Below are 13,854 nucleotides of genomic sequence, written 5' to 3' on the forward strand. Positions count from 1 at the left end.
GTGCGGGGGGAACGGCGGGGAGCCGGCGCGGTGGTGCGAGGGAACGCCGGGGAACGGGCGCGGGTCAGGCGGGCGCGGAGGCACGCACGATCAGTTCGGTGGGCAGCACGACGGGCTCGACGGGAGCCGGTGTGCCGCCGAGGTGGGCGAGCAGCATCCCGGCCGCCCGCTCCCCCATCAGGCGCATCGGCTGGCGGACGGTGGTCAGCGGTGGTTCCGTGTGCTGGGCCATCGGGATGTCGTCGAAGCCGACGACCGCGATGTCGTCGGGGACGCTCCGTCCCGCGGCGCGCAGGGCCCGCAGCACGCCGACCGCGCTGAGGTCGTTGTGCGCGAAGACGGAGTCGAAGGACCTGCCGGTGGCGAGGAAGCGTTCCGTCGCCAGCCGCCCGGAGACCTCGGTGAAGTCGCCGCCGACGACGCGGTCGGTCGGCAGCACCTCCAGAAAGCCCTCCAGGCGCTCGCGTACACAGCCGAAATCGGGGCGGCCGGTGACGATCAGCGGCCGGGAACGGCCGTCGGCGAGCAGATGGCGGGCGGCCGACGCCCCGCCCTCCCGGTTCGTGGTCGCGACGGACGGGAACTCCGGGTGGTGGCCGCGGTCGTCGATGAGGACGACGGGAAGGCCCTTGCGGTGCATCGCGGTGATCGTGTCGAGGGTGTCCTCGGGCTCGACGACGAGGAGTCCGTCGAAGGCGCGGGCGGAGACCTGCCCGGCGAAGTGCTCCACGGACTCCCGTCCGCGGTTGCAGGTGAAGAGCAGCAGTCCGTAGCCGGCGGCTTCGACGGTGTCGACGACCCCCTGGAGGACCTCGCCCATCCACGGCCAGGTCAGCGGGGGCGTCAGCATGGCGACCGTACGGCTGCTGCCGCGGGCCAGTCCGACGGCTCCGCTGCTGGGCACATAGCCGAGCGCCGCGATCACTTCACGAACGCGGGCGGCGGTACCGACGTCGACCTCGCCCCTGGTGTTGAGCACCCGGGACACGGTCGTCTTGCTGACACCCGCCTGACGTGCGACATCGGCGATGGTGACGGGCATGGGGAGGCCTCCGCGACGAGGTCCGGAACCGGTGCCGGAACCGGTACCGGTGGTGCGCGGCGAGTCAACTAGCGTCCCGTCGCGCCGTCAAGACTTCACACCGGAATCGGTGAAACCCCAACTTCAGCCGTTGTACGAGGGGTTATTTGTTCAGAGTGTGAATGCGCAACCACTTGACGCATGTTCGCATCGGCAGTTCACTCACGCCTCGACCCCCACACCTCTGCCGAGAAGGGCTCCAGCCCATGGCAAGACGACCGAAGCGAACGATCAGAATCCTGCTCGCGGCCACCCTCGCGGCGGCCGGTCTGACCGGTCTGTCCGCCGGTACGGCGCAGGCCGCAGGCGAGCAGGTGAACGTCTGGCTCACCACGACCAGCGATGCCGGCGGCCGCACCGTCACCCGCGGGCTCCAGCAGCAGACACCCGTCAACTTCCAGGCGGGCAACGGCGGCAGCGGCACCAACATCACTGTCGACGAGGGCACCCGCTTCCAGACATTCAGCGGCGGCGGCGCCTCCTTCACCGACACGGCGGCATGGCTGATGAAGGGCAGCGGCGCACTCTCCCAGGCCACGCGCGACGCGACGATGCGCAAGCTCTTCTCACCCACCGAGGGGATCGGGCTCTCCTTCGTCCGCAACCCGATGGGCGGTTCCGATCTGGCCCGCTTCGGCTACACGTACAACGACCTGCCGGCCGGGCAGACCGACCCCTCGCTGTCACGGTTCTCCATCGCCCACGACCTCGCCGACGTGCTGCCGTTGACCAAGCAGGCGCGGCAGCTCAATCCGGGCCTCACGCTGGTGGCGTCGCCGTGGACGGCGCCCGCGTGGATGAAGGACAACGGGCAGCTCAACGGCGGCTGGCTGAAGGCCGAGAACTACGGCACGTACGCCAACTACTTCGTGAAGTACCTCCAGGCCTGGCGCGACCAGGGCGTCTCGGTCGACTACGTCACCGCACAGAACGAGCCGACCTGCTGCGCCGGTTACCCGTCGATGAGCTGGAACGGCTCCGGGCTCGCCTTCTTCACCAAGAGCGAGCTGCTGCCCAAGCTCCAGGGCGCGGGCCTGCCGACGAAGGTGCTGGCCCACGACTGGAACTGGGACACCTACGACGCGTACGCCGCGCAGACGGTCAACGACGCGGCGGTCCGCAGCCACCCCAACTTCGGTGGCGTGGCCTGGCACGGCTACGGCGGAAACGTCTCCAAGCAGACGGAGGTGCACAACCAGTATCCGCAGCTGGACGCCTTCCAGACCGAGCACTCGGGCGGCACCTGGATCGGCAACCAGCAGCGCGAGGACATGATGAACATCATCGACTACACCCGTAACTGGGCGAAGTCGGTGACCAAGTGGTCCCTGGCGGTCGACCAGAACCGCGGACCCCACAACGGCGGCTGCGGGACCTGCGACGGGCTGATCACCGTGCACAACGGCGACGGCCGGCACGGGCAGGTCGACTACACCATCGAGTACTACACGATGGGACACCTGACGAAGTTCGTGAAGCCGGGTGCCCACCGGATCGCCTCGACGGCGAGCGGCGACGTGCCGAACGTGGCATGGCGCAATCCCGACGGCTCCAAGGCCCTGATCGCCTACAACGACTCGTCGTCGGCGCGTGAGATGCGGATCAACTGGGGCGGCCAGAACGTCCGTTACTCCCTGCCCGGCAAGACGTCCGCGACCTTCACCTGGTCGGGCACGCAGAGCGGCGGCTCGGACGCGTCCGGCGCCCTGATCGGTCTGTCCGGGAAGTGTCTCGACGTGGCGGGCGGCTCGACCGCCGACGGCACTGCCGTCCAGCTGTGGGACTGCAACGGCTCCACCGCCCAGCGCTGGACGGTCAGGGCGGACGGGTCGGTCCAGGCACTGGGCAAGTGCCTGGACGTGACGGGGGCGTCGACGGCGAACGGCGCGAAGGTCCAGCTGTATGGCTGCAACGGATCGGGGGCGCAACAGTGGCGGCACGAGGCGGCCACCGGTGATCTGGTGAACGCGGCGGCCGACAAGTGTCTGGACGTCTCGGACAACTCGTCGGCGAACGGAGCCCGGGCACAGATCTGGTCGTGCACCGGAGCCGCCAACCAGAAGTGGCGGCTCCAGCCCTGACGCTCCGGGGCGCCCCCGCCCGCGGGTCTACTCGGCCGGTTCGACCCCGGCGCGCAGCAGACCGTAGGTGTAGGCGTCCTCCAGGGCCTGCCAGGAGGCGGCGATGACATTCTCGGCGACGCCGACAGTGGACCATTCGCCGCCTCCGTCACCCGTGGTGATCAGTACACGGGTGATGGACTCGGTGCCGTGGCGGCCTTCGAGGATGCGGACCTTGTAGTCGACCAGCTCCATCTTGGCGAGCTGCGGGTAGAACCGCTCCAGGCCGACTCTCATCGCGCGGTCCAGGGCGTTGACGGGGCCGTTGCCCTCGGCGGTGGCGACGATCCGCTCGTCCTTCGCCCACAGTTTCACGGTGGCCTCGTTGGCGTGGGTGCCGTCGGGGCGGTCCTCGACGATGGCCCGCCAGGACTCGGTGCGGAAGTAGCGGCGCGGGCGGCCCTCGGCCTCGGCGCGCAGCAGCAGTTCGAAGGAGGCGTCGGCGGCCTCGTAGGTGTAGCCCGCGAGTTCGCGTTCCTTGACCCGCTCGACGACCCGGCCGATCAGCGCGCGGTCGCCGCCGAGCTCGACACCGAGTTCCTTGCCCTTCAGCTCGATCGAGGCACGGCCGGCCATGTCGGAGACGAGCATCCGCATGGTGTTGCCGACCTGCTCCGGGGCGATGTGCTGGTAGAGGTCCGGATCGACCTTGATCGCGGAGGCGTGCAGGCCCGCCTTGTGCGCGAAGGCGGACACCCCCACGTACGGCTGATGCGTGGAGGGCGTGAGGTTGACGACCTCGGCGATGGCGTGCGAGATGCGGGTCATCTCCGCCAGCGCGCCCTCGGGCAGCACGGTCTTGCCGTACTTCAGTTCCAGCGCGGCGACGACGGGGAACAGGTTGGCGTTGCCGACCCGCTCGCCGTAACCGTTCGCGGTGCACTGGACGTGGGTCGCGCCGGCGTCCACCGCCGCGAGCGTGTTCGCCACGGCGCAGCCGGTGTCGTCCTGGGCGTGGATGCCGAGCCGGGCGCCGGTGTCGGCGATGACCGTGGAGACGACGGCCTGGATCTGGGCGGGCAGCATGCCGCCGTTGGTGTCGCACAGGACCACCACATCGGCTCCGGCTTCCGACGCGGTGCGCACGACGGACTTGGCGTAGGCGGGGTTCGCGCGGTAGCCGTCGAAGAAGTGCTCGCAGTCCACGAACACCCGCCGGCCCTGCCCGCGCAGGAAGGAGACGGTGTCGCGGACCATCTCCAGGTTCTCCTCCAGGGTGGTACGCAGGGCCAGTTCCACATGCCGGTCGTGTGCCTTGGCGACCAGGCAGATCACCGGAGCGCCCGACTCCAGCAGCGCCCGCACCTGCGGATCGTCGGCCGCCTTCGCTCCCGGGCGGCGGGTGGCGCCGAACGCCACCAGCTGCGCGTGCCGGAAGGTGATCTCCTGCTGCGCGCGGGCGAAGAACTCGGTGTCGCGCGGGTTGGCGCCCGGCCAGCCGCCCTCGATGAAGCCCACGCCGAACTCGTCCAGGTGCCGGGCGATCGTCAGCTTGTCCGCGACGGTGAGGTTGATGCCCTCACGCTGCGCGCCGTCGCGCAGGGTCGTGTCGAAGACATGGAAACTGTCGTCGGTATCCGTGTCCGTGGCCTGTGTGGTCATGGCTGTCCTGACTCCTGTCGGATGAGTGGCTCCGGAAATACTGGCTCCACTTGCCCCCGTCACCGCGTGCGGCTCGCTTCCGGCCGGGTGAGGCCGCAAAACGAAAAAACCCCTCGCGGGTGCGAGAGGTCTGCGCGCGGGTCTGGGGCACGGTGGCCGCGTCATACATGGTGGTACGAGGCGATCACTGCGGACCGGCGCGCCTGCTGCCGATAATCATGGCGAACGAAAGCACGCTCGCAGTCTGCCACATCGCAGCCGTCCGGTGGACGGTGGTCTCAGTATGCGGGCGGTCCGTCCCGCCCGGGGACCCGCACCCGGCCCGCACCCCCGATGATCAGGCGCTTTCCCCGAGCAGCGCGTCGCGGAGGAACTCCCTGACATGAGTCAGGACGTGTTCGCGTCCGGTGCCGGGGATGCCGACGGCGACGTGGACGCTGAAGCCGTCGAGGAGCGCACGGAGCCTGGCGGCGAAGCGGTCGGGGTCGACGGGACGGAACTCGCCGCGGGAGATCCCCTCCGCCAGCAGCGCGACGAGATCCCGGTGCCAGGCCCCCTCGATGGCGGCCTGGCGGGCGCGGGCATCGTCGTCGGCGTTCTGCGAGCGGTTCCAGACCTCCAGCCACAGCGTCCAGTGCGGATCGCGCGGGCCGTCGGGCACATACAGATCGACATACGCGTCGAGCCGCTCGGCGGTGGGCGCCTGCCGGGACAGCAGGGCGCTGCGCTCGGCCCCCAGCCGGCCCTCGCTCCACTCCAGGGTCCGCAGCAGGAGTTCGTCCTTGGTACGGAAGTAGTAGAGGAGATGGCCGCTGCTCATGCCGACCTCCCGGCCGAGCCCCGCCATGGTCAGCCCGTCGAGACCGCGCTGGGCGATGGTGGCCATGGCGGCGGCGAGAACGGACTCACGGGGTGGCGCGATGTTCCGCCGCCGGGCGGCGGGGGTCATACGGCGGCCCCGGAAGCGGACCTGGAGGCGGCCCCGAGGGCGGCCACGGAGGTGTGCGACTCATTCACGCGTATGTTCTACCTGATCGTCGGCGCTCGCCGTGGGCCGTCCCTCAGACCTTCGGCTGCTGCTGGGTGATGCAGTGGATGCCTCCGCCGCCCGCGAAGATGGCGCGCGCGTCCACCAGCGTGACCGTGCGGCCCGGGTACAGCCGCCGGAAGATGCCCGCCGCCAGCTCGTCGCGGGGGTCGTCGAAGGCGCACAGGACCACACCGCCGTTGCACACGTAGTGGTTGATGTAGGAGTAGTCGACCCACTCGCCGTCCTCCTGGAGCACGGTCGGGGCGGGGACCTCCACCACCTCGATACGGCGGCCCTTCGCATCGGTCTGCGAGCGCAGCAGCGCCACGTTCGCCTTGCACAGCTCGTGGTCCGGGTGCGCGGGGTCGGGCTGGGTGTGGGCGACGACGACACCTGGTCCGGCGAAGGCCGCGACGATGTCGACATGGCCCCGGGTGCCGTACATGCCGTAGTCACCGCTGAGGCCGCGCGGCAGCCAGATGGCCTTGGTCGTGCCGAGACGGGCGTGGACCTCGGCCTCGACCTCCTGGCGCGTCCAGCCGGGGTTGCGCTCCGGCCCGAGCTGGACCGTGTCGGTGAGCAGAACGGTGCCCTCGCCGTCGACGTGGATCGCACCGCCCTCGTTGACCAGTGGTGAGGAGTGGACCTCGACGCCGGCCATGTCGGCGACATGGCGGGCGATCTTCTTGTCGTGGTCCCAGCGCGCCCAGTCTGCGCCGCCCCAGCCGTTGAACACCCAGTCCACGGCCGCCAGTCGGGAGCCGTCCGTGGTGAAGGTGGGACCGATGTCGCGCATCCAGGCGTCGTCCAGGTCACGTTCGACCAGCTCGATGGCGGGCCCCAGCAGCTCGCGCGCGGACGCCGACTGCCCGGTGCCCACCACCATGGTCACCGGTTCGAAGCGGCGTACGGCATGGGCCACGGCGGCCCAGGCACCGCGGGCCTCGGCGAGTTCCTCGTCGTCGGTGAAGGTGGGGTTGGGGCCGGGCCAGGCCATCCAGGTGCGCTCGTGGGCGGCCCATTCGGGTGGCATGCGGAACATGGGTGACGTCCTAGAGGAAGTAGAGGCGGTTGAGGGAGATCGCGTCGGCCGGTTCGGAGCGGATCGGGTCGCCGTCGAGGGTCACCAGGCCGGTGCGGCCGTCCACCCCCACGTCGCCGATGCGCGAGTTGAGCCGGAGGTCGGCGGGGCCGATGCCGCGGGTGCCGCGGACCGCGACCCTGCGGCGGCGGGTGGGCATGTGGTCGGAGCCCCGTTCGGTCGCGGCGCGTGCCACGAAGGCGACGGAGATGTCCGCCGGCGTCGCGCCGTGCGCCCCGAACTGTGGCCCGAGGACCAGCGGTTCACAGGTGTCCGTCGCCGCGTTCGGGTCGCCCGTCACTCCGTACGCGGGGAAGCCCGACTTCAGGACGAGTTGCGGCTTCGCGCCGAAGTACTGCGGACGCCACAGCACGATGTCGGCGAGCTTGCCGACCTCGATGGAGCCGATCTCGTGCGCGAGGCCGTGGGCGATGGCGGGGTTGATGGTCAGCTTGGCGACGTAGCGCAGGACGCGGGCGTTGTCGTCGTGCGCACCGTCGCCCGCCATCGGGCCGAGCTCGGCCTTCATCTTCCCGGCCATCGCGAACGTCCGGCGCACCGTCTCGCCCGCGCGGCCCATGCCCTGGGCGTCGGAGGAGGTGATGCCGATCGCGCCGAGGTCGTGGAGGACGTCCTCCGCCCCCATCGTCCCGGCCCGGATGCGGTCCCGGGCCATCGCGGCGTCGCCGGGGAGGTCGGTCTTCAGGTCGTGGACGGAGACGATCATGCCGTAGTGCTCGGCGACGGCGTCCCGGCCGAAAGGCAGGGTCGGGTTGGTGGAGGAGCCGATCACGTTCGGCACCCCCGCCATCTTGAGGACGTTCGGGACGTGACCGCCGCCGCAGCCCTCGATGTGGAAGGCGTGGATGGTGCGGCCGTCGAGGACGCGGAGGGTGTCCTCCACCGACAGGCACTCGTTCAGCCCGTCACTGTGCAGGGCGACCTGGACGTCGTGCTCCTCGGCGACCCGCAGGGCGGTGTCGAGCGCACGGGTGTGCGCGCCCATGTCCTCGTGGACCTTGAACCCGGACGCTCCGCCCTCGGCGAGCGCCTCGACGAGCGGGGCCGGGTCGGAGGACGAACCGCGGGCGAGGAAGCCGATGTTGACGGGCCAGGCGTCGAAGGCGTTGAAGGCGTGCTTCAGCGCCCAGGGCGAGTTGACGCCGACGCCCCACACGGGGCCGAACTCCTGGCCGATGACGGTGGTGACGCCGGAGGCGAGCGACGCTTCCATGATCCGCGGCGAGAGCAGATGGACATGGGTGTCGACCGCGCCGGCAGTGGCGATCAGGCCCTCGCCGGAGACGATGGAGGTCCCCGTGCCGACCACGACGTCCACCCCGTCGAGGGTGTCGGGGTTCCCCGCGCGTCCGACCGAGCAGATGCGTCCCTCGCGGATGCCGATGGAGACCTTGCGGATGCCCTGGACGGCGTCGATCACCAGGACGTTGCTGATCACCACGTCACAGGTCTCGCGGACGGCCGCCGCCTTGAGGTGCAGTCCGTCGCGGGCGGTCTTGCCGAAGCCGGCGAGGAACTCGTCGCCGGGCTTCTGGGAGTCGTCCTCGACGCGTACGACGAGTCCGGAGTCGCCGAGGACCACACGGTCGCCGGCGCGGGGGCCGTGCACGGCCGCGTACTCGTGGGGATCGATGCCGGTCACTGGTCCTCCTCCTGGGTGTCCTGCGGGGGCTGGGCGTCCCGCGGTGCCTGGGTGTCCTGCCAGGGCTCCTGCCGGGGCCGGGTGTCCCGCGCGGCCCGGTTGTCCCGTGCGGCCCTGTCATCCTGTGCCGCGCCGGGCGTCTCGGACGGCGTCGCGCCCAGATAGCCGCAGGCCGCCGCCCGGCGCAGGGCCTCCTCCCTGGCGCCCGGCGCGTCCAGCGGGCCGTCCACCAGGCCGGCGAACCCGATGGCCACGCGCGCGCCGCCGATCGGGAGCAGCCCGACCTCGGACTGTTCGCCCGCGCCGAAGCGGACCGAGGACCCGGCGGGCACGCACAGCCGCATGCCGTAGGCCGAGGCCCGGTCGAAGTCGAGCCGCGGGTTCGCCTCGAAGAAGTGGAAGTGGGAGGTGACGCTGACCGGCACGGTCGCGGTGTTGCGCACGGTCAGCCGCAGTACCGGCTCCGGCTCGACGTCAGCGGGCCCCGGCACGACCGCACCCGGTGCGGCACTTCCCAGGGAACCGCCGCCGATCGGGTCGGAGACGACCGCGAGACGCGAGCCGTCGTCGAAGACCGCCTCGACATGCACCTCGGTCACGACGTCCGCCACCCCGGGCAGTACATCGCCCGGACCGAGCACCGTGCGCGCCGCCTCGATCGCCTCCGCCAGCCGCCGGCCGTCCCGGGCGGCCTCGCAGACCGTGTCGGCGATCAGCGCGGTGGCCTCGGGGACGTTGAGCCTCAGTCCGCGGGCGCGGCGGGCCCGCGCCAGCTCCGCGGCGCCGAAGAGCAGCAGCCGGTCGCGCTCCGTAGGGGTCAGTCGCACGTCTCCACACCTCCTGTTTGAACGACACTCTAATCATGAGTTTCTTTTCTGGGAAGCATTGACGGCTGAGCATCCCCTGCGTCACATTGAGCGGCATTCAAACAGTCGAGCGTCAGGGGCAGCGGTATGCCGATGGAACAACGCGGGGTCGACACCATCCCGGAGCAGGAGCGCACCAGCACCCCGCGCGACCTCGTCTCCATCCTGCTCGGGTCGAACCTCTGCCTGGGCGTGATCGTCTTCGGCTGGCTGCCGGTCTCCTTCGGCCTCGGCCTCTGGCCGGCCGTCGCCTCGGTCGTGGCGGGCACGGCCGTCGGCGTGGCGGTCACCGCCCCGCTCGCCCTCGTCTCGCTGCGCACCGCCACCAATCTGTCGACGTCCAGCGGCGCGGCCTTCGGGGTGCGCGGCCGGCTCGTCGGCTCGGTCGTCGGTCTGCTGCTCTCGCTGGGCTACACCGCCCTCACCCTGTGGATCGGCGGCGACGTGATGCTGGGGACGCTGTCCCGGATCGCCGGAGTGCCGACCGGCGCGGCCGCGCACACCCTTGTGTACGCCCTGCTCGCCGGCTGTACGGTCGTCGGCGCCGTGTACGGCTACCGGCTGCTGCTGCGCATGAGCCGGATCCTCGCCGTCGGCATGACGGCGCTCCTCCTGCTCGGCCTGCTCGCGTACGCACCCGACGCGACCACCGCCGCCCCGCCCGGCACCCCGTATCTGCTCGGCTCGTTCTGGCCGACGTGGCTGCTGTCCGCGGTGGCGGCGGGGCTGAGCGGCCCGATCGCTTTCATCACCCTGCTCGGCGACTACACCCGCTACATCTCGCCGCAGCGGCACAGTCCGCGCCGCGTGCTGCGCGCCACCTGCCTCGGGCTGTTCGCGGGACTGCTGATCCCGCAGCTGTTCGGCACGTACACCGCGCTTGCCGCCCGCGCCGCGCTGGACTACGCCGGGCCGCTGGTCACCGCGTCACCCGCCTGGTACCTGGTCCCGCTGCTGCTCGCCGCCACCGCGGGATCGGTCGGCAACGCGGGGCTGATGCTCTATTCCATGGGCCTCGACCTGGACGCGATCCTGCCGCGCGCCACCCGGACCCGGGCCACGCTGGTGGTCGCCGTGGTCGCGACCGGCTTCGTCTTCGTCGGTCACTTCGCCTGGAACGCCCAGTCGGCGATGACCTCGTTCGTGCTGCTGCTGACCGCGATCGGCACGCCCTGGGCGGTGATCACGATGATCGCGCACCTGCGCTGCGGCGGTGTGTACGACCCGGAGGCCCTCCAGGTCTACAACCGGCGGGCCCACGGCGGGATCTACTGGTTCCGGGCCGGCTGGCACCCGCGCGCCACGGTGAGCTGGGCCGTCGGCGCCGCCCTCGGGCTGTGCTCCGTGTCCACCCCGCTGTACGAGGGTCCGCTGCTCGCGCTGACCGGCGGTGTGGACTGCAGCTTCGTGCTGTCGGGCGCGGTGGGCGGGCTGGCGTACACCGCGCTGACGCTGCGGTCCTACGCGACGGTGCCGGTCAAGTCCTTGGCGTAGACGTCGATCGCCCGCCGGAACCTGCGCACCGAGGGGTCCTCGCTGGTGGCGGCGAGCAGTTCCAGCAGCAGCCGGACGGACTCCTCGTGGCTGCCCGTGTTGAACAGCGCCATGGCCAGAAAGACTCGCAGACCGCCGTGCGCGGGGAACTCCTCGGTCCCGCGCCGCAGGGTCTCCTCCGCGTCCCTGTACCGCCCCAGCACCCGATAGGTGCTGCCGAGGCCCAGCAGGGCGTCGCAGCGGTCGCCGTCCGGCAGGCCGTCGCCGGTGAGGGCGCGCTCGTAGTACGGAACGGCCTCCGCCTCCAGGCCGAGCACATCGTGCACCCAGGCGGTCTGGTAGGCGATCTCCGCGTCGTCGGGCAGCCGCTCGGCGAGGCCGAACAGAATCCGCCGGGCCTCCTCGGCGCTCCCCTGCTCGCGCAGACGTATGGCCTCGGCCAGTTCACGGTCCCGCTCCGGTGCACCCATGCCCCCATCCTCGCCGATGCCGGCGGCGGGAACGGGGGCAGGGTGGCCAATGAAGTGCGGGGCGGGTCAGGCCAGTTCGTGCATCCAGCCGTGCTTGTCGGGCGCGATGCCGCGCTGGATGTCCAGCAGCGCGCCGCGCAGCTTCATCGTCAGCTCGCCCGGCTCACCGCCCGCCTGCGTCCACTCGCCGCTCTCGCACTTGACGGTGCCGACCGGAGTGATCACCGCGGCGGTGCCGCACGCGAAGACCTCGGTCAGCGTGCCGTTCTCAGTGTCGCGCCGCCACTGCTCGGTGGAGATACGGCCCTCCACGGACTCGTATCCGAGGTCGTTGGCGAGGGTGAGCAGCGTGTCGCGGGTGACGCCGGCGAGGAGCGAGCCGTTGAGCTCGGGTGTGACGATCCTGTCCCCGTACACGAAGTACAGGTTCATGCCGCCCATTTCCTCGACCCACTTGTGCTCGACGGCGTCGAGCCACACGACCTGGTCGCAGCCCTTGGCGGCGGCCTCGGCCTGGGCGAGCAGCGAGGCGGCGTAGTTGCCGCCGGTCTTCGCGAAGCCCATGCCGCCGGGGACGGCGCGGACATAGTTCTCGGAGAGCCAGACGGAGACCGGCTTGACGCCACCGGGGAAGTAGGCGCCGGCCGGGGAGGCGATCACGAGGAACAGGTACTCGTTGGCGGGCTTCACGCCCAGACCGACCTCGGTGGCGATCATGAAGGGCCGCAGATAGAGGGAGGCCTCGCCGCCGTGCTCCGGGACCCACGCCTTGTCCTGCTGGACGAGGACGTCACAGGCTTCGATGAACGTCTCGACCGGGAGTTCGGGCATGGCGAGACGGCGGGCCGAGCTCTGGAAGCGCCGGGCGTTGGCGTCCGGGCGGAACGTGGCGACCGAACCGTCGGGGCGGCGGTAGGCCTTCAGGCCCTCGAAGATCTCCTGCGCGTAGTGCAGCGTCATGTTGGCCGGGTCGATCGACAGCGGCGCGTACGGGGTGAGCTGCGCGTCGTGCCAGCCACGGCCCTCCGTCCACTTGATCGTCACCATGTGATCGGTGAAGTGGCGGCCGAAACCGGGGTTGGCCAGGATCGCCTTGCGCTCCGCGTCGGACAGGGGGTACGAGGAGGGCTTGAGCTCGATCGTGGGCGTCGTCATGAGTGCAGTGTCCTTCACCGTTGGTTGTGACGGACCGCGCTCACGCCGCTACAGCTGCTAGGGCGTCCGAGCATTCCCGCATGCCACGGCCCGGTTCGATTATGGCTCGGGCCGACCGGTGCATGAAACGGGGTGAAAGCGGTCCGGGGTTGATGGTGGCACCCGGGAGCCGCACAGGAGAAGCCGCCGGGTGCGTGTGCGACCCGGCGGCTTGGTGGAAGCGTCGGGTCAGCCCGCTACGCGTACCGCGAGCGTGTCGCCGATCTCGTCCGTCGTGCGGAACGTGCCGTCGCGTCCCGCGAGGTCGGCGGAGACGGCTTCCTCGATGCGCCCGGCCTCCGGCTCGAAGCCGAGGTGACGCAGCAGGAGGGCGACGGAGAGGATCGTGGCCGTCGGGTCGGCCTTGCCGGTGCCCGCGATGTCGGGCGCCGAGCCGTGGACGGGCTCGAACATCGATGGGAAATCGCCCGTCGGATTGATGTTGCCGGAGGCGGCCAGACCGATGCCGCCGCTCACGGCGGCGGCGAGGTCGGTGAGGATGTCACCGAAGAGGTTGTCGGTGACGATGACGTCGAAGCGCTCCGGCTGGGTGACGAAGAAGATCGTCGCGGCGTCGACGTGCAGATAGTCCGTGGTGACGTCGGGGTACTCCCGGGCGACCCGGTCGAAGATGTTCTTCCACAGGTGGCCGGCGTAGACGAGGACGTTGTTCTTGTGGACCAGCGTCAGCTTCTTGCGGGGGCGGGCAGCGGCCCGCGCGAAGGCGTCGCGTACGACGCGCTCCACGCCGTACGCCGTGTTCAGGCTGACCTCGGTGGCGACCTCGGCGGGCGTACCGGTGCGCAGGGAACCGCCGTTGCCGGTGTACGGGCCCTCGGTGCCCTCGCGGACGACGACGAAGTCGATGTCCGGCCGGCCGGCCAGCGGCGTCGCCGTGTTCGGGAAGAGCTTCGACGGACGCAGGTTGACGTAGTGGTCGAAGGCGAAACGCAGCTTGAGCAGGAGACCGCGCTCGAGCACACCGGACGGCACCGACGGGTCGCCGATGGCGCCCAGCAGGATCGCGTGGTGGCTCTTGAGCGACTCCAACTCCGCGTCGGGGAGGGTCTCCCCGGTGCGGTGCCAGCGCTGGGCGCCGAGGTCGTACGCCTTGGTCTCCAGCTTCACGTCCTGGGGAAGGACGGCGGACAGGACTTTCAGGCCCTGGGCCACGACTTCCTGGCCGATGCCGTCACCGGGGATCACTGCGAGATTGATGCTGCGAGACATATCGGCACCCTACTCGCCGTCCC

General features: G+C 70.8%; 11 protein-coding genes. 2 read left to right on the top strand and 9 right to left on the bottom strand.

What is annotated here, in order from left to right:
- Positions 1 to 64: 64 nt before the first annotated feature.
- Positions 65 to 1,042 (bottom strand): LacI family DNA-binding transcriptional regulator, encoded by a 978-nt coding sequence (locus tag ABTX78_RS18395; RefSeq protein ID WP_352207806.1) that lies wholly within the window; start codon positions 1,040 to 1,042, stop codon positions 65 to 67.
- Between the two features lie 245 nt (positions 1,043 to 1,287).
- Here ABTX78_RS18395 and ABTX78_RS18400 point away from each other — a divergent pair, with 245 nt between their 5' ends.
- The gene (locus ABTX78_RS18400) at positions 1,288 to 3,162 is read left to right on the top strand and encodes a ricin-type beta-trefoil lectin domain protein (RefSeq protein ID WP_352207807.1); all 1,875 of its coding nucleotides are present in this window, start codon (positions 1,288 to 1,290) and stop codon (positions 3,160 to 3,162) included.
- A gap of 27 nt (positions 3,163 to 3,189) precedes the next feature.
- Here the strand turns inward: ABTX78_RS18400 and cimA are convergent, their stop codons facing one another.
- The 5 genes from cimA to ureA form a co-directional block, all read right to left on the bottom strand.
- Positions 3,190 to 4,803 carry a citramalate synthase gene (gene cimA, locus ABTX78_RS18405; RefSeq protein ID WP_352207808.1) on the bottom strand — a complete coding sequence of 538 codons (1,614 nt, stop codon included), beginning with the start codon at positions 4,801 to 4,803 and terminating at the stop codon, positions 3,190 to 3,192.
- Between the two features lie 337 nt (positions 4,804 to 5,140).
- Positions 5,141 to 5,752 carry a TetR/AcrR family transcriptional regulator gene (locus ABTX78_RS18410; protein ID WP_352207809.1) on the bottom strand — a complete coding sequence of 204 codons (612 nt, stop codon included), beginning with the start codon at positions 5,750 to 5,752 and terminating at the stop codon, positions 5,141 to 5,143.
- 112 nt (positions 5,753 to 5,864) lie between these two features.
- Positions 5,865 to 6,875 (bottom strand): agmatine deiminase family protein, encoded by a 1,011-nt coding sequence (locus ABTX78_RS18415; RefSeq protein WP_352207810.1) that lies wholly within the window; start codon positions 6,873 to 6,875, stop codon positions 5,865 to 5,867.
- Between the two features lie 10 nt (positions 6,876 to 6,885).
- Entirely contained in the window at positions 6,886 to 8,577 is a 1,692-nt protein-coding gene (locus ABTX78_RS18420) for an urease subunit alpha (RefSeq protein WP_352207811.1), read from the bottom strand.
- Entirely contained in the window at positions 8,574 to 9,404 is an 831-nt protein-coding gene (gene ureA / locus ABTX78_RS18425) for an urease subunit gamma (protein ID WP_352207812.1), read from the bottom strand. Before ureA ends, ABTX78_RS18420 begins: the two co-directional genes overlap by 4 nt.
- A 126-nt stretch (positions 9,405 to 9,530) precedes the next feature.
- Between ureA and ABTX78_RS18430 the strand changes: the two genes are divergently transcribed.
- Positions 9,531 to 10,937: a cytosine permease gene (locus ABTX78_RS18430; RefSeq protein ID WP_352207813.1), complete on the top strand. Its 1,407-nt coding sequence runs from the start codon at positions 9,531 to 9,533 to the stop codon at positions 10,935 to 10,937.
- Here ABTX78_RS18430 and ABTX78_RS18435 read toward each other — a convergent pair.
- From ABTX78_RS18435 to ABTX78_RS18445, 3 genes are all read right to left on the bottom strand, one after another.
- A complete protein-coding gene (locus ABTX78_RS18435) occupies positions 10,904 to 11,407 on the bottom strand; it encodes a tetratricopeptide repeat protein (RefSeq protein ID WP_352207814.1) in 504 nt (167 codons plus the stop codon). The two genes, ABTX78_RS18430 and ABTX78_RS18435, sit on opposite strands and share 34 nt — an antisense overlap.
- Positions 11,408 to 11,473: 66 nt before the next feature.
- The gene (locus ABTX78_RS18440) at positions 11,474 to 12,562 is read right to left on the bottom strand and encodes a branched-chain amino acid aminotransferase (protein ID WP_352207815.1); all 1,089 of its coding nucleotides are present in this window, start codon (positions 12,560 to 12,562) and stop codon (positions 11,474 to 11,476) included.
- A gap of 228 nt (positions 12,563 to 12,790) precedes the next feature.
- A complete protein-coding gene (locus tag ABTX78_RS18445) occupies positions 12,791 to 13,831 on the bottom strand; it encodes a 3-isopropylmalate dehydrogenase (RefSeq protein ID WP_352207816.1) in 1,041 nt (346 codons plus the stop codon).
- Positions 13,832 to 13,854: the final 23 nt, after the last annotated feature.

The organism is Streptomyces sp. NPDC096193, assembly GCF_040302905.1.
Lineage (GTDB): Bacteria > Actinomycetota > Actinomycetes > Streptomycetales > Streptomycetaceae > Streptomyces.